20 protein-coding genes and 1 other RNA gene are annotated in these 22768 nt (G+C 51.7%); 5 read left to right on the top strand and 16 right to left on the bottom strand.

What is annotated here, in order from left to right; translation table 11 throughout:
• From HRU10_01870 to HRU10_01850, 5 genes are all read right to left on the bottom strand, one after another.
• A partial coding sequence (locus tag HRU10_01870) for a transposase (GenBank protein ID NRA25979.1) occupies positions 1-323 on the bottom strand: 323 nt, incomplete at its 3' end.
• Positions 324-639: 316 nt separating this feature from the next.
• Positions 640-1587 carry a ribose-phosphate pyrophosphokinase gene (locus HRU10_01865; GenBank protein ID NRA25978.1) on the bottom strand — a complete coding sequence of 316 codons (948 nt, stop codon included), beginning with the start codon at positions 1585-1587 and terminating at the stop codon, positions 640-642.
• Positions 1588-1610: 23 nt separating this feature from the next.
• Positions 1611-2672 carry a UDP-3-O-(3-hydroxymyristoyl)glucosamine N-acyltransferase gene (lpxD, locus tag HRU10_01860; GenBank protein ID NRA25977.1) on the bottom strand — a complete coding sequence of 354 codons (1062 nt, stop codon included), beginning with the start codon at positions 2670-2672 and terminating at the stop codon, positions 1611-1613.
• A 72-nt stretch (positions 2673-2744) separates the two neighbouring features.
• The gene (locus tag HRU10_01855) at positions 2745-4289 is read right to left on the bottom strand and encodes a SulP family inorganic anion transporter (protein ID NRA25976.1); all 1545 of its coding nucleotides are present in this window, start codon (positions 4287-4289) and stop codon (positions 2745-2747) included.
• A 140-nt stretch (positions 4290-4429) separates the two neighbouring features.
• On the bottom strand, positions 4430-4825 hold the full coding sequence (locus tag HRU10_01850; protein ID NRA25975.1) for a hypothetical protein: 396 nt from the start codon (positions 4823-4825) through the stop codon (positions 4430-4432).
• A 302-nt stretch (positions 4826-5127) separates the two neighbouring features.
• Here HRU10_01850 and HRU10_01845 point away from each other — a divergent pair, with 302 nt between their 5' ends.
• A complete protein-coding gene (locus HRU10_01845) occupies positions 5128-7170 on the top strand; it encodes a HAMP domain-containing protein (GenBank protein ID NRA25974.1) in 2043 nt (680 codons plus the stop codon).
• A gap of 131 nt (positions 7171-7301) precedes the next feature.
• Here HRU10_01845 and HRU10_01840 read toward each other — a convergent pair whose 3' ends face one another.
• The 3 genes from HRU10_01840 to HRU10_01830 all read right to left on the bottom strand — a co-directional run bounded on the left by HRU10_01840 (position 7302) and on the right by HRU10_01830 (position 10877).
• Positions 7302-8402, bottom strand: coding sequence for a hypothetical protein (locus tag HRU10_01840; protein ID NRA25973.1), 1101 nt, complete (start codon positions 8400-8402; stop codon positions 7302-7304).
• A 122-nt stretch (positions 8403-8524) separates the two neighbouring features.
• Positions 8525-9658 (bottom strand): histidinol-phosphate aminotransferase family protein, encoded by a 1134-nt coding sequence (locus HRU10_01835; protein NRA25972.1) that lies wholly within the window; start codon positions 9656-9658, stop codon positions 8525-8527.
• Positions 9659-9740: 82 nt separating this feature from the next.
• Positions 9741-10877: a histidinol-phosphate aminotransferase family protein gene (locus HRU10_01830; protein NRA25971.1), complete on the bottom strand. Its 1137-nt coding sequence runs from the start codon at positions 10875-10877 to the stop codon at positions 9741-9743.
• Between the two features lie 180 nt (positions 10878-11057).
• Between HRU10_01830 and HRU10_01825 the strand changes: the two genes are divergently transcribed.
• Both HRU10_01825 and HRU10_01820 read left to right on the top strand, forming a co-directional pair.
• Entirely contained in the window at positions 11058-14759 is a 3702-nt protein-coding gene (locus tag HRU10_01825) for a phosphoribosylformylglycinamidine synthase (GenBank protein NRA25970.1), read from the top strand.
• Positions 14752-14970 (top strand): hypothetical protein, encoded by a 219-nt coding sequence (locus HRU10_01820; GenBank protein ID NRA25969.1) that lies wholly within the window; start codon positions 14752-14754, stop codon positions 14968-14970. The genes HRU10_01825 and HRU10_01820 overlap by 8 nt, the downstream gene beginning before the upstream one ends.
• A gap of 4 nt (positions 14971-14974) precedes the next feature.
• On the opposite strand, the gene HRU10_01815 is transcribed toward HRU10_01820, so the two are convergent.
• From HRU10_01815 to HRU10_01800, 4 genes are read right to left on the bottom strand one after another with little or no spacing between them, the layout of a single operon-like run.
• Positions 14975-15517, bottom strand: a complete 543-nt coding sequence (locus HRU10_01815) for a hypothetical protein (protein NRA25968.1) — start codon at positions 15515-15517, stop codon at positions 14975-14977.
• A gap of 49 nt (positions 15518-15566) precedes the next feature.
• Complete coding sequence (gene cmoB / locus HRU10_01810) at positions 15567-16553, bottom strand: tRNA 5-methoxyuridine(34)/uridine 5-oxyacetic acid(34) synthase CmoB (GenBank protein ID NRA25967.1); 987 nt, start codon at positions 16551-16553, stop codon at positions 15567-15569.
• On the bottom strand, positions 16550-17287 hold the full coding sequence (gene cmoA / locus HRU10_01805; protein ID NRA25966.1) for a carboxy-S-adenosyl-L-methionine synthase CmoA: 738 nt from the start codon (positions 17285-17287) through the stop codon (positions 16550-16552). Before cmoA ends, cmoB begins: the two co-directional genes overlap by 4 nt.
• Positions 17287-18165 (bottom strand): NADPH-dependent 7-cyano-7-deazaguanine reductase QueF, encoded by an 879-nt coding sequence (locus HRU10_01800; protein ID NRA25965.1) that lies wholly within the window; start codon positions 18163-18165, stop codon positions 17287-17289. The genes cmoA and HRU10_01800 overlap by 1 nt, the downstream gene beginning before the upstream one ends.
• Before the next feature lie 106 nt (positions 18166-18271).
• Here HRU10_01800 and HRU10_01795 point away from each other — a divergent pair, with 106 nt between their 5' ends.
• Positions 18272-19900 carry a hypothetical protein gene (locus HRU10_01795; protein ID NRA25964.1) on the top strand — a complete coding sequence of 543 codons (1629 nt, stop codon included), beginning with the start codon at positions 18272-18274 and terminating at the stop codon, positions 19898-19900.
• Between the two features lie 24 nt (positions 19901-19924).
• Here HRU10_01795 and HRU10_01790 read toward each other — a convergent pair whose 3' ends face one another.
• The 3 genes from HRU10_01790 to ffs form a co-directional block, all read right to left on the bottom strand.
• Positions 19925-20239: a hypothetical protein gene (locus HRU10_01790; protein ID NRA25963.1), complete on the bottom strand. Its 315-nt coding sequence runs from the start codon at positions 20237-20239 to the stop codon at positions 19925-19927.
• A gap of 95 nt (positions 20240-20334) precedes the next feature.
• On the bottom strand, positions 20335-21495 hold the full coding sequence (gene dnaX, locus HRU10_01785; GenBank protein NRA25962.1) for a DNA polymerase III subunit gamma/tau: 1161 nt from the start codon (positions 21493-21495) through the stop codon (positions 20335-20337).
• Between the two features lie 12 nt (positions 21496-21507).
• An RNA gene (gene ffs, locus HRU10_01780) (signal recognition particle sRNA small type) lies at positions 21508-21606 on the bottom strand.
• Positions 21607-21744: 138 nt separating this feature from the next.
• On the opposite strand from ffs, the gene HRU10_01775 reads away from it, so the two are divergent.
• Positions 21745-22251 (top strand): hypothetical protein, encoded by a 507-nt coding sequence (locus tag HRU10_01775; protein ID NRA25961.1) that lies wholly within the window; start codon positions 21745-21747, stop codon positions 22249-22251.
• Between the two features lie 76 nt (positions 22252-22327).
• Here the strand turns inward: HRU10_01775 and rplT are convergent, their stop codons facing one another.
• Positions 22328-22702, bottom strand: coding sequence for a 50S ribosomal protein L20 (gene rplT / locus HRU10_01770; GenBank protein ID NRA25960.1), 375 nt, complete (start codon positions 22700-22702; stop codon positions 22328-22330).
• Positions 22703-22768: the final 66 nt, after the last annotated feature.

Genomic DNA, 22768 nt, shown 5'->3' with positions numbered 1-22768 from the left:
GCCATCTGTGTATCTGTGTTGGCCGAGGACTGGTGCAGGGGATCATACCTGAGAGTGTCTGCATCGTTAAGGTCTTCATAGCCGGCAGCGATAGCCATGACTCGTTGCCGCATCATAGTAGAAGCTTTGTGGATCAGCTTAGTGGGTTGTCGTTTATCCACGATACCGCCTTCGACACGGGAAAAGATCCCGATGCGTTCTTCAGCAGCGCGCAGGAGCATCAATCCTGCATCTGAGGTGACGTCTGCACCCTGGAAATCGAGTGAAATTTTGCGTCCTTTGACTCTTGTGCCAGGAAGTTCGAGCTGTTTACCTTTTGTCATCGCGGGTTGTGGTTGTTTTTGTTTTGTTATCCACTGACCTTCAGTGGTTTAAACGCAACTCGCGATACTTTTTTATGCAAAATCCGGGCTAGCCGAATATGGCTGATCGCTGTTTCCGTTATGTCGGCGGCATTCGCAGAGGCCTTGAGCAAATTGTCTTAGGATACAAAAAAAGGCGCGCAGCCTACCCCTAAGCTGCGCGCCATTGATTTCTACTTTATTCTGTTACCACAAAACTTCCTTGCGGAAGCTTGTGACTATTAGGAATGCGCAGGAGACGCATATGTTGCAAGCGGAATTTAAATATTTTTAAAAATTAAAATCCAGTAACCTGGAAAAGCCCGGTAACGCTCTTATTTCCGTGGATCCGCAGCATCGCTTCGCCAATCAACGAAGCTACACTCAGGACGGTGATCGGCAAACCTTCCGAGGGCACTTGAGTGGTGTCGGTGGTAATGATCTCGTCGATCAGACAATCGGGTGCCCGTAAGCGTTCTTGCCCTTTTGCATTGAGCACGCAATGGGTGACTGCAGCCCTCACGGTGCGCGCGCCTTCTTTTTTCAATAACGCTGCGGCTGCGATAAGGATTCCAGCTGTCTCAGTCATATCGTCGATTAAGAGAATATCACGACCAGCGCAGTCTCCTACGATGCTTTTTGCCTCAACGGTGCTAGCATCCATACGACGCTTGGCGACGAAGCCCATAGGAGCATCCAGCATCTTGGCATAAGCTTCTGTTATTTTCATGCCGCCCACATCCGGAGAGAATAGACTCAGTTTACTGTCACGGTAGGCTTTCAGGTGATCAAAAATTATGGGTGAGGCATACAGGTGATCCACCGGTATATCAAAGAATCCCTGGATCTGCTGCGCGTGGAGATCTACCATTAACGCACGTGTGGCTCCGGCTGATGTTAGCAAATTGGCCACGAGTTTCGCGGTTATGGGAACCCGCGGCTGATCTTTGCGATCCTGGCGTGCATAGCCATAAAAGGGAATCACCGCGGTGATACGATCCGCAGAGGCCCGACGCGCTGCATCGATCATAATCAGCAACTCCATCAGATGGTGATTGGCAGGATTGCTCATCGACTGAACAATAAAGACATCTTGTCCGCGGATATTTTCGTTTATCTTTACGAAAGTCTCCCCATCTGGAAATGTAGACACCGTAGCATCTCCCAGAGGCACTCCCATGGCCTCGCAAATAGCTTGCGCCAAAGGACGGTTCGAATTTCCCGAAAGGATTTTTAGGTTAGCCATACAAATTAATCAGGCTGCTCGCGCTACGTTTCGGAAGTAGACTGAGCTTTCTCCAGCCTATCTACACGTTTGAACAAATCTGGGAGTCGTTTTTGTAAGACCGCGATCCGACCAAACTCGCCCATGGATACATGCGGCGTGCCTCGTACTTTTTCGCCGGGGCCAATATCTCGGTTTACCCCCGCCTGTGCGCCGACCACAGCTTGATCCCCGATCGTAATATGACCCGCGATCCCCGATTGTCCGGCTAGGATGACGTATTTGCCGACCCGCGTAGAACCACTCACACCCGTTTGCGCGACCACAATCGAACCGGGTCCAATCTCAACATTGTGCGCAATCTGGACCAAATTATCTACCTTGGCTCCCCGACCAATGCGGGTAACCTCGAACCGGGCTCGATCGATTGCCACGTTCGCACCGATTTCCACATCGTCCTCCACAACCACAATACCAATCTGGGGCTCCTTATGATGCACCCCTGCTACAGTGGAATAGCCAAAGCCATCCGATCCGATAACCGTATTAGCATGCACACGACAGCGTGCACCCACCTGGCAATAGTGCTGTAAGGCCACATTTGAAAACAACACGCTGTCCGCGCCCACTTCCGCAGAACGCCCGACGAAGACGTGACTGACCAATTGAACCCGCTCCCCAACCTTGCCTCCGCTCTCGATCACACAAAACGGCCCGACATACGCCGAGTCTGACACCTCAGCATCCGGTGCCACTTTGGCCATCGGATCAATCCCGGCCGCAGGTCTTGGATTTAAGCGGTCCTCAATCGTCTCGCACACCCGCGCCAAACCCAAAGAGGGATGTTCCATTTCGATGAAACACTGATCAGCTCCGGGCTCGATCTCTACTCCTAGAGGAATCAGGATCACTGAAGCCCGACTCTCTTGAGCTTGTTTACGATATTTGAGATTGGCTAAGAACGAGAGCTCCCCAGGCTGCGCTGCATCTAGCGACGCGATGCCAGATATCACACCCTCGTAGACACCGATCACGCGGCAGTCACCGCCTAAAATCACACGCAGCTCTTCGACTGAGAAACTGATTTCCACTCCATGAATCGACATGGTGCGGACAGTGTGCAGCAGACCTCAGCAGATCAAGCGATCATTATCCGAATGCTACAATCTATCCCGTGTTCAAACGGCAACGTGATAATCTGGATCTTCTACGACGTTGACCTCCACCAAATCACCCGCCTTGTCTAAGAGCACACGGCATTCGTTACTCAGATGACGCAAATGCAGCTTGGTGCCGTTTTTTTCATACCGCTCAGCAAGCACTTTGATCGCCTCTAGCGCCGAGTGGTCGCATACCCGAGACATTTTAAAGTCGATGATGACATCTTCGGGATCCTCTTGAGGATTAAAAATATCCTGAAAATTCTGAACCGAAGCAAAAAACAAGGGCCCATGTAGGAGGTAAATTTTACTGCCTTCCTCGGAGACTTTCTCTTCAGCCCAAATTTGCTTCGCAGTCTTCCAGGCGTAGACCAGTGCAGAGACGACGACTCCAGCAGCCACGGCTAATGCCAAATTATGAGCAAAGACAGTCACTAAGGTAACCAGCACAACAACGAAGATATCTTCCTTAGGCACCTTTCCAAAGATGCGGAGTGACGCCCACTCGAAGGTGCCAAGCACGACCATCATCATCACGCCCGTTAAGGCCGCCATCGATATCTGCTCGATCAATCCAGATGCAAATAGGATGAAGATCAAAAGAAACAGCGCCGCCGAGATCCCAGAGAGTCTACCCCGCCCCCCAGAGCGAATGTTAATCATAGACTGTCCGATCATAGCACAGCCCCCCATGCCACCGAAAAACCCGGTCACAACATTAGCCACGCCCTGACCCAAACACTCTCGATTTCCTTGCCCTCGGGTTTCGGTCAACTCATCGATCAGCTGCATCGTCATTAAAGATTCAATCAATCCCACAGATGCCATAATGAAGGCGTAGGGCAGAATGATCCACAGAGTCTCCAAAGTCATTGGGACAGAAAACAACTGAAATACCGGCAATCCACCGCCCACACTCGAGATATCTCCGACGGTACGAATTTCGACGTTTAGAAATCGCTCAACCGCGAACGCGGCTAAGGTTACGCCCACAATAGCTACGAGCGAAGAAGGAATTGCTTGAGTCAACTTGGGCAAAAAGTGAATGACGGCCATCGTTACAGCTACCAACCCCAGCATCCAAAAGAGCTCACCTCCTTGCATCCAAGCCGCTCCGTGCACATCTGTCGGATCGACGGTGAATTGAGGGATTTGAGCCATAAAAATGACGATCGCCAGACCATTTACAAATCCAAGCATCACAGGGTGCGGCACCAGACGAATGAATTTCCCCAACCTGAGTAATCCCACGGTCACCTGGATCGCGCCCATCAGCACCACCGCCGGAAAGAGGTATTGAACCCCGTGCTCGATCACTAATGACACCACCACGATCGCTATAGCTCCAGTAGCTCCAGAGATCATTCCGGGGCGTCCGCCGATCGTCGCTGTGATTAAACCAATAAAAAAGGCCGCATAAAGCCCCGACAACGGATCTACGCCCGCCACAAATGCAAAAGCCACCGCCTCCGGCACAAGCGCCAAAGCCACCGTGAGCCCCGACAGTAAATCATCCTTAACGCGCAGGCGCTCTCCGTATTTTCGATAAATCAGCTTAAACATGGCAATAGTCCCCAGTTCAAAAAAAACCGGCACCTCAACAGATATTGAGCAAGGGGGCAATCGAGTTGTTGGAGAATAGATCAAAATGGATGCAATTGAAGCAACGGGGGGATTTCCCCGCCCCTTCAATTGCACCCGATTTATTCGGTCTCAGAATCGAAGCTCGAAGAATCCTCATCCTCTATTGCCCGATAGAGTGCATTTATTTTTTCATCCGTCTCTTTCAAGCGATCTAAGTTCTCGCCAAACTCATGCAGCTTTAAGCCGATTGAAATCATTCTGATAAACGTCTCATAGTAGTTCACCCAATAATCGTATTTCGAATCAGACGGATCTAGAGCATCGAAATCGAACTTCTTAGAGGCTTTTTTGAAAACTATTTTCCAACGCTTTCCCTTCGAATGTTGCTCGAGGATGTATGTGTCCCTCTTTTTTTCAGCATCTGATCGCTTCGCAAGCTGTTCCCTAAAACTCGAGAACTCCTCGTCAAAGCCTCTTAACAGTTCGGCATAGTCTTCATCGAATTCTGTAGTCATTTTTCCTTTAGCATCAGCCAAGCAGGTGCCAGATTTCGCGTAGCTCACAACATAATCAGCGCCCTTTTCGTTGTTTTAGGGATTTCAGCGACAAACAATCTGTCCATCGCCGAAAATACAGATCGATATTCCTCCACAAGCATGTTGATAGCGAATAATCGAATCTCCGCTAAAGAAGCCGGAATGCTATGCGAAGTATTTTCCTATAGACCGATACCTGAGGATTGCGCGCGTAGTGTTTCGATACCCAGGAAGGACCCGCTTAACACCAGAAAACCGACTAAGACCGAATTTTAGCCACGATGAACATTCGTCAAACTTGCCTTATTATCACTTCAGTTCTGGGCCTTTCGTTCATAACGATCATATCATTTAAGCTCACTGATCTCTACAGCACTAAGATCGATAGTATGGAGATGCAGTCGAGCATCGAGGCAACAGCGATCATGAACAAGGCGATCATCGAGCTTTCCCTCGAGCGCTCGGTCATGCAAGTAAACCTCAATCTCGACGAACCTATCCAGCCGTCGTTCCGCAATCTCATCGATCAGCAACGCACGATCTCCGACCAGGGCTTTGAGGATGTGAAACAGCTGGTGGACGATTACGGCACATTCCGACTCGGAGATACCTTTATCGAGCGCCTGGAACAGCTCGAGACAACGATCCAAGGCATTCGTGCCAGAGCAGATCAAAATCTAAGTAAACCTTTGGATCAGAGAGTCCGTGGAGAAGTCAGCGGCCTCCCCTCGGAGATGAAAGACGTCATCCTGGCATTTTCTCACCTTCCAATTAAACTATCTGCAGATGGGAATCAGGTATCTACCGCCTTGTTGAGCCTCAAGCTCGTTCAAGAAAATGCATGGGCGGTGCGCGAATTTGGCGGACGGGAGCGCACACATTTGGCGATTGCCACGGCTACTGGACGTCCCATTGCCGCGAGCATTCGAGCTGAGATGCATGCAGACCACAAGCGCGCGCAAGAGGCGATGGCTCGACTTGAGGTCATAGCCGAATCAGGGGCTATAAATGAGAGCATTGTAGACGCTATCGCGGAATTGAAAACGACCTATTTCAGCACCTACAAGGCGACGCGCGAAGATTTGATCGGGGCATCAGAACAGGGCTCTACGCTCCCCATATCTTTCGAACGATTTTTTACCGTATCATCAGAAGCACTCCAGAGCGCAGTGGACTTGTCTTATTTGGCGGCGAGCGAAATGGAGGGATATATGAACAATCGCCGCAGCACCTCCACGGCTCAATTTTTCTTCTACGCAGGCATACTCATAGCCGTGATCGTCCTGAGCGCGTTCCAATTTTACTATATTCAGTTACGTGTCTCACGCCGTATTCTCGGCCTAACCGATGTCATGAATCGCCTATCAAAAGGTGACACCGCCATCGACCTTGAGACTTTCCAATCCCGCGACGAACTCGGTGAAATGGCTGAGTGCGTGAAAGTCTTTAAAGACAACGCAGTCGAAAAACAAAGGCTCGAAGCTGCTTCCATTCAGATGGCAGATCAATTCGAAGAGAGTGTCTATGGCATCGTTAAACGCGTCGAAGCTGAGTCCCAGAAAATGCACGAAATGTCGGTCCAGCTTTCCGGCCTGATTTCGAATTCTTCAAACATGTCAGCATCAGTGGCAGATGCCTCACAAACTGCCGCGGCCGATGTCCAAACAGTCGCTGCTGCAGCCGAGGAATTGACCATTTCTATCAGCAACATCTCTGAAACTGTCATCGATACGGCCAACAGGACGATGGCTTGTTCGCAGTCAGCTAATCAATCTCAGCAGAAACTCGAAGACCTTCAGAATGCCATCGAGCAGATCGATAGTGTGACTCAGGCCATCATCGGCATTTCAGAGCAGACGAATTTGTTGGCTCTGAATGCGACGATCGAAGCTGCCAGTGCAGGGGAATCAGGTAAGGGATTTGCAGTCGTTGCCAACGAGGTAAAATCCCTCTCCACTGAGACGCAGCGTATGACGAATGAAATCTCTCAGAAGATCAACGACATCAAGTCTAGCGCCTCGCAGACCATTCGATCCGTCGCTGAAATCATCAATGAGATATCTGCAGTCGATGAACGCACCAATAATTTGTCTTCTTCGATCAAAGAACAAAATGACACCACCAGTGAAATCAGCCGCAGCGTTGCCTCAGCAGCTGCTCAAACAGGCGAGGTATCGACCAATATCACTGAGGTGCGTTCTGCTGCGGACGAGAGTGTGGCGTCGACCAATGAGCTTCAAGTTGCTGCAGCTGGGATGATCGAAGAGTCTAAAACTCTGAAAGACTCAGTGGAGGCCTTCTTGAGCGAAATTCGCAAGCGATAAATTCCGAGCCGCGCACGGCGGCGACGAAGCGCCGCCCCCCAGCTGGGTCACTTTGGCAATCGCTGTCGCGATGACCCGAGAGGAAACCTTGCACTGCTTCCAAGATCAGGTCTGTTGCAAAGATAAAGCCCTCAATGCGTTGCTCTAAATAAGGCCTGAAATGGCAACAATCGTGACTGGGCCAACCAGCCTAGGAGCTTCTGCCCTGCAGGATTGAGCAAAAATGGATGCAAGCTTCCAGCAGTGCCGAGACGCCGCTTCAGATGTCTGCGCATCGTGGTATGGTACTGCACACAAGCCGCCTCCCATTCCAAATCACCCCGGGCATAGTCACTTAAAGGCGCAATAGCCAAGGCAGCGCTCTCGAGCGCCATCGACATACCGTTACCAGTAAAGGGCGGGATGACGCCCCAACGGTCTCCCAAAGCGAAACCTTGAGACCGTTTCAGGTGGGTCCGAAAATCAAAATGGGAGACACCGATCACGGAGCTGACATCGATCTGATTTACATCGATTCGTTCGCCTAATGGACCCATGCCACATCGCTTGAGGTATGCTAGCAGCAATTCAGGTCCCCGCGCGCGCAGGCCTTGAATGCGCCGAAACAACCCGCACACATTGTATCGCCCGTCCTCTACTGCAGAAATACCCACATAAGAACGATGACCGAGGTGCACTTCTAGGTCTGCCATGGGCTCAAAGTCTGTCAGGTGCATTTTCAACCCCAGCCATGGGCCTTTTCGGTAACGCCTACCGCGTGCATCGACAATGCCTGGAGACGTCGCTACGCCTTCCCGCTTTTCTCCTTCTGTCAACGCGCCTCCCACCGAGCGGAAACGATCTGCAATCCACGCATCCATGCGGTAGCGCGACACACCGATCACCTCGACCGGCAACGCCTCATTCAAAAGTAGTCGTCCCTGTTTCAACCAGGCTACGTTTCGGTGGGTCACGCCCTCTGTTTTGAGGTCTGGGAGCCCCAAGGCCTCCAGAGTCTTCGAGCTGACCCCACAGATAAACTCACCACATACGCGGTGACGCGGATAACGTCCTGCGTCGACGACCGATACCGGAAAATTCCTGTTCGCCAAAGCATGGCCTAGTGCGAGTCCAGCGACTCCGCCTCCGATGATCTCAACTGGCTTCATTGTGATCCAATCCGTCTCAAGGTAAACAAAACGGCCTTGGCATACCCATTGCTTGAGTGAAGATGCCCAAAAAAACACTCGCACAACGGATCTGCCAACGCTGTCTCCAATTTGGAGGCAGTCGAAGTAGGTTCAATTCCATTTTTTTATTTTGTTCACCAAAAATACAAATTGGAGTTACAAACACCGGGAATAGAGGGCCTATTCTAAGCAAAAGTGTATCGCATGAAGCGGCTGAAGGATCGCATCTCTTGATCGCTTCCGACTGAGATTCGACACCAGTCATCATAAGGCTCAAACGGTCTTCCAACAACGAATCCTGCTGCTTTGGTAATCTCTTGATATTCCCTGATCGGTATACCTGTGCGATGGAAAATGAAATTACCCACGGACGGGTTATAGGTGAGACCGAGGTCATCCAGCAGTCCGCAAAAACGCCCGCGCCCCTCCCGGATTTTACGCCGGCTAAATGTTCGGAAGTTTACATCATAGAGGCTAGCTTGTGCCGCAACGACACCAAGGTAGTTCATCGACGACGTTTTGTATTTCTGGATCTCTTTAGCCAGGCTGGGCGAAGTCACTGCATAGCCGACACGATGCCCCGCTAATGCATAGAGTTTGGAGAATGAGCGACCGATTATCAGGTTTTTCCGCTCCAGCAGAAGATGAGTCAATGTGAGTTGCGAAAAGTCATCCAGAAGATCGAGATAAACCTCGTCGATAAAGACAATCACGTCCTTTGGAATACTCAGGATATAGTCCTGAAGCACTTGCTTAGACAGCATCGTACCAGAGGGAGTATCGGGATTGCAGAGATAGATCATAGATGTCTGCTGATCCGTCGCTCTTTTAAAGCCATCGAGATCGTGCGCCATGTCGTCTTTTCGATGCATTATCCAGCGCACTTCCCCTCCATGCTTTTCGCAATACTCACCCAGCCAATCATAGGTCGGGGTAGAGGATAGCAAATTTCCCCCACGGTCGCGGGCCATAATACCCGCAATAGCAAGGAGTTCATCACAGCCATTAGTCAGAACAATCCGCTCTGGGTCGACGCCCTCGTAGGACGCAATTACCTCTGTCAACACAACTTCCTCACGCCAGGGATAACGTACGCTATTCCCCACATTACTGGCGATGGCGACTCCCGCTGCGGGTGAGGGACCGAAGGGGTTTTCATTTCCTGCCAGATTGATATGCCGGCCTTCGGGATGACGAAAGTCGGGCCTGGGTCCACTCGGATCCATCAAGGTCTGACTCCATAAACCTGAGGCCAGACCACCGCCCCCGAGCGCGAGGGTAAATCGCCTCAAGAAACCGCGTCGAGATAGCATGTCCATGGTGTGAAAGAGGGATAAAAAATGCGCCCGAATGCTGAGACATCCGGGCGCACCCTAAGTTTTGGAATTTCTTAAAAGAGAATTAAGCAGCGTCCTTATCGAGGATCTTCTTAACCGCTTCTATGAAAGCGGCCATCTCATCCTGAGTACCGATGGATACGCGACACCAGTCGAACATCGGAGGGAATGGACGGCCTACCAGAATGTTTTCGGCTTCCATGGCAGCTTGGAATTGCTGGATAGGCATGCCTGTTTTGAAGAAGACAAAGCTGCCCGATGGCTCAGCATATTCGATTCCCATCGCATCGAAAGCGTCGGTCACCATCTTGCGGGTCTCAATATACATCATGCGGCTCTGCTCGTACCACGATGGGTCTTGGAGCGAGGCGGTGGCTGCCACTGCACCGAGAATGTTAGGTCCACCCTGGTAGAATTTCCGGAGTTCTTTAATGATCTCAGGCTTTGCTACGCCATATCCAATACGGAGGCCAGCGATACCATACACTTTCGAGAACGTACGTGCGATGATGACGTCTTTGCCGTCACGCACGAGATCCACCATGGTGTTCTTGGTGAAATCATCAGCGAGCTCAAGATAAGCCTCGTCGATAAAGACAAGTGTCTTTTCAGAAGCGCGCGAAGCTACCTCACGCAACTTATCAGGATCGACGATAGTGCCAGTGGGGTTGTTCGGATTGCAGATATAGAGGATCTGAGTCTCATCATTAATCATCGCCTCCATGGCATCGAGATCATGCTTCAATTCCGGGGCAGGAGTCACTGGGACGTTAACCACAGTGCCGCCGAATGCCTCGAAGGTACGCGCAAGCTGCTGGTATCCAGGTGTGGCGATGATCATATTGCCGCCCTCTAAGCCTTTCCACATACCTGTCATGGACAGTACAGGACCTGATCCGGCAGTAACGATAATGTGGTCTGTAGGCACCCCCTCGCGCGCCGCAATGGCGGCAACGAGATCCTGCGTTTCTTCCCAAGCGTAACGATTGATGCGCTGCAGGTTCTGCATGATCATGGCATAAGCCATTTGCGACGAACCGAAGGCATTCTCGTTGCCGTTAATCTTGATGGGCTCCGCCTCCGCTTCTTCGCTGTCGACTTCGTGCTGAGCGTATGACGCAGTCGTCAACGCGCAGGTCGTGATCAGGCTGAACAGGAGCTTAGCAGGGAGGGCGAGTCTTTTTTTTCCAGTAGCTTTCATGAATCTAGGGTTGGTGGTGGTCCACGCGGCTTGTGTTTACCAGCTCGAACGCGGAACGGCATAAATAGCAACCGACATGCCTATTAATAGTTCCCGCTGAATTGAGAAATTTTCATTGATACAACGCAGGGTTGTGTTCGCTCAACAGCATGCTTTCTATCCGATTTCACCAAAACTGCCATGTCTGTCCACCGGATCTACGTCGAAAAGAAACCAGAATTTGCCCATACTGCTCAGCGCCTCCTTGAAGAGTTGAACCACACACTTGGCCTCAGCGCGATCAGCGGAATTCGGCAAATTCACCGCTACGACGTCGAAGGAGTCGAGGCGGATATATTTACCGCGGCGCGCCACGGAGTTTTTTCTGAAGCACCTGTTGATAACGTCCTTGAGGCATGGATGCCTGAAAATGAGCCGCATGCCTTCGCAGTGGCTTATCTCCCGGGGCAATTCGACCAGCGGGCCGATTCGGCAGAACAGTGCCTGCGTCTCCTCGCACCGGGAAGCAACCCGACCGTTGCGACCGCACAAGTATATGTGCTCAAGGGTGATGACATTACCTCGGAAGATATACAGGCTGCACAACGGTGGATCATCAATCCGGTCGACTCCCACTCAGTCTCTTTTAATCTGCCCGATTCTCTGAGGGTTGCCTCCCCCACCCCTCAGCCTGTCGTGCGCCTCAGTGAATTTCTAGACGCCGATACGACTCAGGTGTCGAACATCGCATCAGAACTTGGTCTGGCGATGAGCGTCGAAGACCTCGTCTTCTGCCAGACTTATTTTCGCGAGCAAGAACAACGCGCTCCATCGATCACAGAGATAAAACTTCTGGACACCTACTGGTCGGACCACTGCCGCCACACCACTTTTTTGACGCGACTGGAGTCTGTAGAAATAGCCGACCCTGAGGTGCGCGAGGCTTGGAATCTATACCTATCTCTGCGCGACGAAGTTTATGGTCCAGACACCTCCCGCCCCATCTCCTTGATGGATATGGCCCTGATCGGGATGAAAGCACTCAAGAAACGTGGCATTTTGAATAATTTGGAGGAATCCGAAGAGATCAACGCGGCCAGCATTCGGGTGACAGTCGAGACCGATGAGGGCCCCGAACCGTGGTTGATCATGTTCAAAAACGAGACCCATAACCACCCGACCGAGATCGAGCCCCTTGGTGGAGCGGCAACTTGCCTGGGCGGCGCTATACGTGATCCCCTGTCTGGCCGTGCTTATGTCTATCAGGCCATGCGCATCACGGGCTCAGCCGACCCGCGCACCCCCATTTTTCAGACACGTCCTGGCAAGCTACCACAGCGACAAATTACGCGTGGCGCCGCCGATGGTTATTCATCTTATGGTAACCAAATCGGCTTGGCCACTGGCCTTATACATGAGCACTACCATCCTGGCTACGAAGCCAAACGTATGGAAGTAGGAGCCGTGGTTGCAGCAGCACCCGAGGCATGGGTCAGGCGAGAGAGCCCTACACCTGGAGACATCATTGTCCTCATCGGCGGCAAAACAGGGCGCGATGGCATCGGTGGCGCCACAGGATCTTCAAAAGCACATACAGAAACTGCCCTCGACAATGCGGCCGAAGTTCAAAAAGGAAATCCCCCCACGGAGCGCCTGCTCCAGCGCCTGTTCAGAAAGCCTGATGTCACAGGCTTAATCAAAAAGTGTAACGACTTTGGCGCAGGCGGTATCTCCGTAGCGATCGGAGAACTCGCAGACGGTCTCATCGTCCACTTAGATCGCGTGCCTAAAAAATATGATGGGCTGGATGGCACTGAACTCGCCATCTCCGAATCTCAAGAACGCATGGCAGTCGTCATCGCACCCGAGGATTGGGACGCGTTCCGGCAAGCTGCCGAGCTGGAAAATCTCGAGGCCGTCCATGTCGCAGATGTTACAGCAGAGGCGCGATTGAAGATGATTTGGCAAGGGGACACGATCGTCGACATCTCCCGTGAGTTTCTCGACTCTAATGGCGTACAGCAGAGCGCCCGCAGCCGCGTCGTCCGGTCGCCTTTGAGTGAACCCACGAGGGCTTCGCTCGACATTGCCGGTCTCCGTGCGTCACTCAGTGAGCTCAACACCTGTTCGCAAGCAGGCCTCATTGAACAATTCGATAGCACCATTGGTTCCGGAGCAGTCCTTCATCCGCTCGGAGGGCGCTATCAAGCCACGCCTGAGCACACCATGGCGGCCCTCGTCCCTGCATTAGGAAAAGACACCCAGACTGCTACTTTAATGACCTGGGGCTTTGATCCCTACCAAAGCGCTGCCGACCCATTTAAGGGGGCTTATGACGCCGTACTCGCCTCATTTGCCCGGGTCGTGGCATCAGGCGGTCATCCCGCAAGCCTGCGCATTTCCTGCCAAGAATACTTTGAGAAACTGGGTAATGACCCAGTCAAATGGGGCCACCCGACCGCAGCGCTACTCGGTGCGCTCAAAGCGCAGATCGATTTCGGTGCGCCTTCAATCGGGGGCAAAGACAGCATGTCTGGCACCTTTGAAGAACTTACCGTACCACCGACGCTAATCAGCTTCGCAGTAGGCATTGCACACGCATCCGAGGTGACAAGCGGAACACTGCAAGCGTCCGACGGCATCCTTTACTGCTTTCTGCCCAAAATAGATGCTACACCGGTAGAGATCCTAGATGCCTGCCGTGCCTTAAATGGGGCCATCTCAAACGACACGGTCCAGTCGGCACGCGCGCTCTGTCGCCGCCACGTCCTCACTGAACTGAGTATCATGGCGATGGGGAATCACGCCGGAGTCCAGCTCGATCGAGCAACCGATGCAATAGGTCCGGCCGGATCGTTTCTTGTGCAAACCAGAGAACCACAGCCGCCATTAGAACACGCGGGCTACATACGAATCGGCACCACGTCGGATAGCGGCATCCTATCCTGGGAGAATCAAAGCATAGCGGTCCGTGACCTAGTTCCTGACTGGACCGAGCCTCTGGAAGACACCTTTCCCTCACAGCCTCATGCTTCTTTGGAGAGTGCATCTACGCCCTCATTTTCGGTAAAAGGTGCGGCTACCCGAAGCCCAACACGATGTGCACGACCCCGGGTCATCATTCCGGCATTCTTCGGCACTAATTGTGAATGGGACAGTGCACGGGCATTCCGTAAAGCAGGAGCGAATCCGGAGGTTTTCCTGTTTCGCAACTTCAATAGCAGCGTTTTACAGCAATCCATCGCCGCTTTTGCCGATGAGATCGATCAATCCCAGATCATTATGTTACCGGGTGGTTTCAGCTCTGGAGATGAGCCAGAAGGCTCGGCGAAATTTATTGCCACCGCCTTCCGCAACGATCGGGTAGCTGACGCCGTGCGTCGTCTTTTACATGAGCGTGACGGGCTAATTCTAGGGATCTGCAACGGATTCCAGGCACTCATAAAACTTGGACTCGTTCCTCATGGAGACATTGTATCCTACACGGCTGACAGTCCCACTTTAACTTACAACACTCTTGGGCGGCACATCTCCCGCTATGCTTCCACACGCATCGCCTCCACATGCAGTCCGTGGCTTCAAGAAACGAAATTGGGCGCAACGCATCAAATCGCTCTTTCCCATGGAGAAGGACGTGTCATTGGCGATCCGGCTTTCCTGGCTCAGCTCGGCAAGGACGGCCAGATTGCAACCCAATACGCGGGAGTAGACGGCGAGGCTGCACAAGCCTTTCCAGACAACCCCAATGGCTCATCCTTAGCAATCGAGGGCCTACTGAGCCCAGATGGACGAGTCTTTGGAAAAATGGGACACTCAGAACGCATTGGCGACGCTGTAGGAATCAATATCCCCGGAGAAAAAGATCAGGGTATTTTCCGCTCTGGAGTGCGCTATTTTGGCTGAGAAAAAGTCGAAAACTGGCATTAGACAGCATCTAGGTCGGCCAGGAGCAGAACGTCTCGTAGCCCGCGCGTTACCCACAGACCAGGACATCGCACCGAGCACTGCCGCAGAAGCTTCCCCCGACGCACTGACTGGAGGTGAAGAAAGCGTAACCCTGGATGCGCCTCAGGAACCCCTCGTCCCTCCCGTCACCGAGATTAGCGAACTGTAACTGCTCACTCCTCAGATTCGTTGACTGGAGTCCGCCTTAACGGTTCGTCTTCGCGTGAGCTACGGAATTGGTAGCGGTTGATATCTCGCATCGAAATTTCCTCGGCGACTGCATACCATTGGCTGACACCTAGGTCTGTCTCTTGAATTACCCTCGCTTCGTCAAAACGCCTGGCTCTTCGGTTGTCAAATCGATTCCGGCTCCCGGTCGAGAACGCACCCTCGTCAGTCGTCATCGCCGTCTGGTCAGTCGAGATTCGAGCTAACTCACGATCATATATTGCATTACTGAGGACGTTTTTTTCCTTTGATTCAGTGGCTTGGATCGCACTCCTACGATTCCCTAGGGGACTGTAACGCTTCGACCAGTCTTTGATACTGAATCGTTCATTCAAAATGTTTGAACGCCTGTCCATGCCGGCAGCCTCCTTTGTATTAAAGCTATGCTTGGAGAGAACACTCTCGCGTTTGCGAAGGTCGAGCGGCTTAACCGCCCAAGCTGGGTTAAAGACCATGAAAAAGATAACCAGCATCAGGGGTAAACGCATGTCAATTAAAGGGATGTAGATAAGTGACAGATGTTACAAAGGGAAAAACTCAATCCTTGAAACGATGAGCGACCCAAGTGGCACGGCGCGGTGATGGATAACCTTCTATCGTCAAATTAATATCCGATGGGTTCAGAAAACTCTCCAAAGAATCGAATCGCATCCATTCGGTAGAACGCTGCTCCTCGAGTGATGTCTGGTTTTCATCGATCAGACGTATTTCCTCAAACCGGAGCTTTTCCAGCCAGAGCTGCATGGCTTCAACCGAAGGCAGGCACCAGACGTTCCTCATTTGAGCATAGCGCCCCGCCGGTACGAACACTATCTGTGCATCACCTTCGACAACCAGAGTTTCCAGGATGAGACGTCCACCCTTTCTCAGGCGCGATCGGATATCTGACAGGTGTTGAATCGGGTCTTTCCGATGGTAAAGCACACCCATACTGAAGATCACATCCCATCCAGAAGATGTTGAAGGCATCGCCTCAAACGTCATCGGAGCCACCGTAGCCTGTTCGCGGAATCCTAGAAAATGCTGCAATGCTGCAAATTGGTGAGCATATAAAAGCACCGGTTCGACACCGAATACGCGCTGTGCACCCGCCTGTAACATCCTCCATAAGTGATATCCGCTACCACATCCGATATCGAGGACATGCGCTCGGTCTAATGAGCCGATCGACGGATAAATTCGATCCCATTTCCAGTCCGAACGCCACTCTGTATCGATGGTTACACCGCCTAGATCAAAAGGTCCCTTCCGCCAGGGATGCAATTGCATCAACGCTTCTTTCAGAGCCTCTTTCTCTGCAACACTCAATGGTTCCTTCGGACTGACACCCACGATCGGTGCTCCAAGACAAATACGTGCTTCGGGCCAAACTGGCAGTTTCTCTAAGGCCTCCATCCACCTGGGCTCGTCTCCGTGGCTCGCATGGGACCAAGCGTGGGCCACTGACTGCCCCAAAGATTCGACCCAATCTGGAGCCGCCCCAGATGCCAACCAATCAGCAAAGAACTCGGCTCCCAGCTTCATCTTACCGCCACAAATGAAACGAAATTGAAAGCTTGAAACCAGGGAACTACTTGAGAGAACCCAGCTGATCTCAAACGATGGACATGCGCGGCGCGCGTCTCAGGAACAAGCCGATTCTCAAGAGAAGTACGCTTCTGGCTGATCTCCAAATCTGAATAACCATTCAGGCTCTTGAATGCGTGGTGCCAGTCGGTTTGAAGCTCTTGCTCTTCAACCGTTTCAAACTCGATCTTCTCGGAAAGAATCAGGTAGCCACCTGGAAGTAATGCGTCGTGAATTTTTCGAATCAGCTCACCACGCTGTGTGGGATCTACAAACTGAAGCGTAAAATTGAGAAGACACAGGTTGTGCTGGAGTAGAGTATAATCGCATACATCGGCCCTGATTAACTGAAACGGATGTGCCATACCACAGGCGCTCAAATGCTCGTTAGCCCGCGACAACATCGAATCTGAAGTATCGATACCCACGATTTCCACACCGGATCCTGCCATACCCCGATCTGCAGACGCCATCCCCGCACCCAAGCTACAACCCAGGTCATAGACGCGCACAGGATGTTTCAATCTGGAAGCAATAGACGAGATCAACTGCAAAGTCAGTCCATAACCCGGAACAGAGCGGCGAATCATGTCGTCGAACACAGATGCTACCTGGGAATCGAAAACAAACGGACGCACCTCATCCTGAGGCACATCGTAGATACGATCCCGGCCGTCTTCGTCAGGCTTAATCACTGCCTAAACATCGGTTGGAATGGCGAGAACCCAGACCCCCACCACCGCTCTATCGCCTCCGCGCTACTGGCCCTCATGGGATTGATGTCGACACCGCCCCGCCGCGTATACTGCGCATATACTAACAGGTTTTTAAGGTCACATGCCTGCCAAAGATCTCGATACATTTGTTCGACGATCTCCTCATGAAAGTGTTCCTCAAGACGCATACTCAGAATATACCCCAGTAAAGAACGTCCGTCTGGGACAGTCTTCCCACGATACGCAACAAATACATCTCCCCAGTCCGGCTGCCTCGTGATCCGGCACTGCGACCGCAACAAAGCAGAACGCGCAGTCACCCAACTCAAATCTTCCGCGCCCACGCAACTCAACTCATTTGGAAAGGGTCCGGTGTCCCCAAAGCGTTCTTCGAGAAGGGGAGCCTCATAAAGGTCTGAACCCGTCCCCCAAGTATCGACCCATCGAACTTTAACCTCTGCCTCAGCCACCGCCGAGAGATCCTTACTTACACGGTCTAAAAAGGTTGCTCGGGCGCTATCGACAGCAGTTCCCATCACCGTTTCGTTGAAACTAGATAGGTATAATTTCACAGATTTCGATTCGATGATGCAGCGTGAATTCTGATCGACCCAAAACTGGATCACTCCGACAAGAGGCAATCCACTTTCTAAAAGAAAAGAGACCTCCCAAGCGGTCCAAATATCCCAGCCAACGAAACCGAGGGCGTCCGCATCGATGCCAGATGCATCACGATTAGAAGATCGCGGAATCTGCACGAGCAACCCAGCATCATAGTGGTGAATCTCCGGGCTAGCCTTGCCCAAAAAGCGTGCCTCAGGAACGTTAGCCTGTTGAGAGTGCGAATCCTTCATCTGGTGAACTTGTATCAATTATGTAAAGCCGCGGACAGATTCAATAATTCACTGGAAACTCCTTAAAATCTTCCTAACCCGTCAGGGGTTTTCAAATTAAAACCCTATGAAAGTTCTCGTCATTGGAAACGATTCGGAGGCGCTCGATGAGATCCAGCGCCGCATCACCGTTTCCTATACAGCACCTGATGGCGTTACCTTAGAGCGCAATCTTGCGTTTGAATGTTTAGGATTTTTTCAGACTACGGATCAGGAAATGGATGACGATCCACCGGCCATCGTCCTCATAAATTTCCAGTCTGGACAACGCTTATTCCTCTCAGAGACCCTGAGTACGATCCTACACTTTAGGAATCTACCGGTTATCATTTGTGTCGACTCATTTGATGATGCCTTGACCACCCAACTGCTACGAGCCGGCGCATGCGACGTGCTGAATATCTCTGCCGCTGAACCGGTCCGCTTTCGCCATGCCATCAACAAGGCGTTTGAGCACTTTCGCCAACGACACACCCGAGAGGACATCCAGCGCGCCTACCTTAAAGCTAAGATTGATGCCGAAACCGTATCCGACCAAAAGCTGGTTTTTCTAGGAATGGTAAGCCACGAGATCCGCTCACCCCTCCAAAACATTCTCGGATTTACCCAGCTGTTGAGCGAAACCGCGCTCAACGAAGAACAAAGCGAATATACCGCCTTCGTGGCACGTAACGCGCAGACTATCCTCGATCTGTCGAACGACTTACTCGACTTTGCAAAAGCTGACCAGGGTACCATCGCTTTATCTTCCGAGCAGTTCACTCTAGAAGACTGGCTCAACGATTGCCTGTCCCTACTCGACGAACGCATCCACGAAAAACAGATCGCTCTCAATACGCACCTGCCACGAAGCGCACCTGATTTCATCAGAGGCGACCGCCTGCGCTTGATCCAGGTCCTGAAGAACCTACTCGACAACGCAGTCAAATTCACCCCGCCCAGTGGGAACATCGACGTTGATATCGACTGGCTCGATGCCTCCGACTCAAAGGGTCAGCTCATTTGCCGCGTTAAAGATTCAGGATGTGGCATCCCTGCTTCACGGCTTCAACACCTATTTAAGCCGTTTAAACAAGCGAGCCCAACAAAAGACCAGCGCATGGGTGGAACAGGACTGGGACTGGCTCTCTGCTCACAACTATGTGAACTCATGCAGGGTGAGATCGAAGTGATCGATTCCTCCGAGACGGGGACAACGATTCAGTTTCAAGTCATCCTGGATTCCAGTGAAGAAACTGAGAGAGCTCCAAGCGTTACCAAACAGCCCCAACCAACTCCTACCCCAATCCACACTCAGCGTGAGAACCGAGTTCTAGTCGGCGATGAAACGTTAGTAAGCAGTAAATTTCTCGTTCGTTTCTTCAACCACCATTCCATGCCGGTAGAAACAACAGCGCTGCTGTCTGATTTACCCAGGACATATGTTCCAGGATATCACACGATCCTGATCCTAACGGACGAACTTGGGTATGAAGAGCTGCTAAATTGCCTGAAAGGTATCCGGTCCAAAGAGAACAAAGATCACACAATTACTGCAACTCTCGTGGTCGTGACCCGTAGGTGCGAGGCAAACCAAATCGACGCAATCACCGCCTCGGGTGCCGACCACATCTGGGAAAAACCCCTAACTGTCGAACGCATCAAAAGCCTGATGCTCCGCAGTCAATCTCAGGACAAGAGAGCATCAGCGCGCTGAAAACCTTAACCCACACCCACGCGCTTAATACACTGGCTTATCATCGATATGGCGCACATCCGTGAACTGTCCGCGAAATTCCGCTTTGAAATAAGCGTATACATCCTCAGGAAGCAGTTTTTTGGCAAGGGCATCGCATTCGTCTGCTGTGTATTGTGGCGTTGGCCCCTTGTTTTCCACCACTAGATTCGGCACGATAGAGGCATCGTCTTCTTCCATACCCTCCCCAAGATACATAGCTTCGAGCTCTGTGTCTGAAGGGCCGTCTACCACAGCAGATTCTGGCTGTTCCTTGAGCGGTTTTAGCTCAGCTTCAATCGTCACTTTCGGTTCAGGCAAAGGCTGCGAATCCAAGGAGCTTGTATCCTCGGGAGCCATGACGACCTCGCGGTCTACGAAACTTCGATTGCTAAATGTGGGTTCGCTGACGACCTCTAGGCCGACTGAGTCATTTTTTTTTTATCTCCGCTGCTCTCGGGGAGCTGGCTTGCCATCTGGCTAAGTGATTTTATTACACTATCAATCGCTCTAGAACGGCTCTGCTCCGCTGCTTTTAGAAGAGTGACTTCAAAATTCACCCGATCGCTTAAACCTTTTTGCACGGCAGATGAACCACTACGCAGGACATCTAGCATCCGCATGAGAGACTCTGCCGTCAGTGGAATGCCCAGCGCATCCGATGTCCCGCCATCACGAATCGCCACCAAAAGCGCCTCGCGCACCGCTGCTTCGATATCAGCAAGCACGCGCACCAAATCGCGGCCAGTTTCGACGAGCTGATCGACCTTTCCGATAATCGCTCCGAAATCCATAGCTGCCATCGCTTGCGCGATCGAACGGACAGTCTCGTCTGAGACCAGACCATACACGTCCAACACATCCTGTTCAGAAATATCACTACCACAAAAGGAGATCATCTGGTCTAAGATAGACTGAGAGTCGCGCATCCCTCCATTCGCCAACCGCGCAATAGCTTGAAGCGCAGATTCTGAAATCGTGATCCCTTCGCCTTCCGCAATGACCTTGAGTTTTGCCGCGATCACCTCTACCGGAACCGGGCGAAATTCAAGACGCTGGCAACGCGACACAATCGTAGCCAACACCTTGTGAGATTCCGTGGTCGCAAAGATAAACTTCACATGTGCCGGTGGCTCTTCGAGTGTCTTCAAAAGGGCATTAAAGGCAGCCTGAGACAACATATGAACCTCATCGATGATGTAGATTTTGAAGTTTCCCTGTGTCGGCGCATATTGGCAGTCCTCACGCAGGCCGCGGACATCGTCGACACTGTTGTTAGACGCCCCATCGATTTCGACGACGTCCATACAGCTCCCATTGATGATCGCCTTGGAAATCTCAGATTCATTATCTGGTTCAACGGATGGACCCCCTTCCGCGTTGAGAGCCTTCGCGAATAAACGCGCTGTCGACGTCTTACCGGTACCACGCGGTCCAACAAAGAGGTAGGCATGTGCAATACGATTCTGAGTTATAGCGTTTTTTAGGGTCTGAACTATGTGGTCCTGACCAACCAATTCCCCAAATTGCTTTGGACGCCAACGACGCGCTATGACCTGATATCCCGGTTGCTCCATGTGAAAAATAAAAACGGCCAGGCACCCTACGGCACTCGAACTCCATGACTACCGCTGCTTCCTTCCGGACCTGACGGGGTTCGCCTGGCACCCGATGCATAGGACCCAGCCAAGAGAGAGCATCCAGTCAAGACCGCTGATTTCAACCCCAAAACAGAAATCCTAGAGATGTGTATCTCGATCTGAGCCGATCCAATTCAATTTAGCTGCAAGCAGTCCGAATTTACACAACGGAATCCTAGTCGCATCATGTCTGAAACAGAAACTTCAATCGATGAACCACGCTTTGTGGTGGGATCGTTCAAACACATTTTTGAAGAGGACCTCGGCACTGACGTTCAGCCACTGAACGCATTAACGATGCGCGACTTCATTACCGGATTCTTGGTAGGCACAGAAAAGCGCTACATCAAGGAAGTCACGATCTACGGCGACCACGAGGCTCATATAATCATTCCTTTCAGTCAAAAGGCTTCCGAATATGCTGCCTACACGATGCTAGGGGAAGATGAAGTCAAAATGGCTGCCTTCGACGGACGCGACTTGATCAATGAAACCACCAACGAATTGACCAATCAGGTTTCAGGCTGTTTTCGCAATATTCTCAGCAAAGACGAAATCAACTGCCGGCTGAAGCCACCCAGACGCCTGTCAGAAAAAGACCTCGCGCACTGGCTCAACACTGCCTCCTACCGATTCATCCACAGTTTCAATGTCGATAATTTTTCGATGTGCGTGATCTATGTCCGGCAGTAGGGAAATGCCAAAAGAGCACAAAAAAACCGACCCGAAATGAATCGGGCCGGTTTTGAAAAAATAAAAGATCTAAGATCTACTCAGCGGCTGGAGCTGCAACTAGGGCCTCCTTAGCCTTGACCACGACTGCCTTGAATTGCTCAGGCTCGTGAATCGCCATTTCAGACAAGACCTTTCGGTTCAAATCGATGTTGGCGAGCTTGAGGCCATTTATAAGACGGCTGTAGCTGATGTCCTCAGCGCGACACGCTGCATTGATGCGAACGATCCAAAGCTGACGCATGGTCGTCTTCTTTTTGCGACGATCGCGGTAAGCGAAGTTTCCTGCACGCTCGACAGCGTCTTTAGCGTAGCGATAAAGCCGGCTTTTGTTACCGAAGTAACCCTTGGCCTGCTTGATGACTTTCTTGCGACGTTTTCGGGTCGCGGGTCCGTTGGTTGCTCTAGGCATGTTTTGTGATGTATTTTTTGGAGCCGCCGGGTCGCCTGTTGTTACACCCGACTAGATAGTTAATGC

Source organism: Opitutales bacterium (genome assembly GCA_013215165.1).
Lineage (GTDB): Bacteria > Verrucomicrobiota > Verrucomicrobiia > Opitutales > JABSRG01 > JABSRG01.
The sequence above is the reverse complement of the archived record's forward strand: the minus strand, read 5'-3'. Positions and strand labels throughout refer to the sequence as shown.

Coding starts and splice junctions, on each gene's coding strand:
- HRU10_01800 (NRA25965.1), bottom strand. CDS start 18,165: ATGAAGGATTCGCACTCTCAACAGGCTAACGTTCCTGAGGCACGCTTT.
- HRU10_01815 (NRA25968.1), bottom strand. CDS start 15,517: ATGCGTTTACCCCTGATGCTGGTTATCTTTTTCATGGTCTTTAACCCA.
- lpxD (NRA25977.1), bottom strand. CDS start 2,672: ATGTCGATTCATGGAGTGGAAATCAGTTTCTCAGTCGAAGAGCTGCGT.
- dnaX (NRA25962.1), bottom strand. CDS start 21,495: ATGGAGCAACCGGGATATCAGGTCATAGCGCGTCGTTGGCGTCCAAAG.
- HRU10_01830 (NRA25971.1), bottom strand. CDS start 10,877: ATGAAAGCTACTGGAAAAAAAAGACTCGCCCTCCCTGCTAAGCTCCTG.
- HRU10_01795 (NRA25964.1), top strand. CDS start 18,272: ATGAAAGTTCTCGTCATTGGAAACGATTCGGAGGCGCTCGATGAGATC.
- HRU10_01825 (NRA25970.1), top strand. CDS start 11,058: ATGTCTGTCCACCGGATCTACGTCGAAAAGAAACCAGAATTTGCCCAT.
- HRU10_01855 (NRA25976.1), bottom strand. CDS start 4,289: ATGTTTAAGCTGATTTATCGAAAATACGGAGAGCGCCTGCGCGTTAAG.
- HRU10_01835 (NRA25972.1), bottom strand. CDS start 9,658: ATGGACATGCTATCTCGACGCGGTTTCTTGAGGCGATTTACCCTCGCG.
- rplT (NRA25960.1), bottom strand. CDS start 22,702: ATGCCTAGAGCAACCAACGGACCCGCGACCCGAAAACGTCGCAAGAAA.
- HRU10_01865 (NRA25978.1), bottom strand. CDS start 1,587: ATGGCTAACCTAAAAATCCTTTCGGGAAATTCGAACCGTCCTTTGGCG.
- HRU10_01845 (NRA25974.1), top strand. CDS start 5,128: ATGAACATTCGTCAAACTTGCCTTATTATCACTTCAGTTCTGGGCCTT.
- HRU10_01850 (NRA25975.1), bottom strand. CDS start 4,825: ATGACTACAGAATTCGATGAAGACTATGCCGAACTGTTAAGAGGCTTT.
- HRU10_01775 (NRA25961.1), top strand. CDS start 21,745: ATGTCTGAAACAGAAACTTCAATCGATGAACCACGCTTTGTGGTGGGA.
- cmoB (NRA25967.1), bottom strand. CDS start 16,553: ATGAAGCTGGGAGCCGAGTTCTTTGCTGATTGGTTGGCATCTGGGGCG.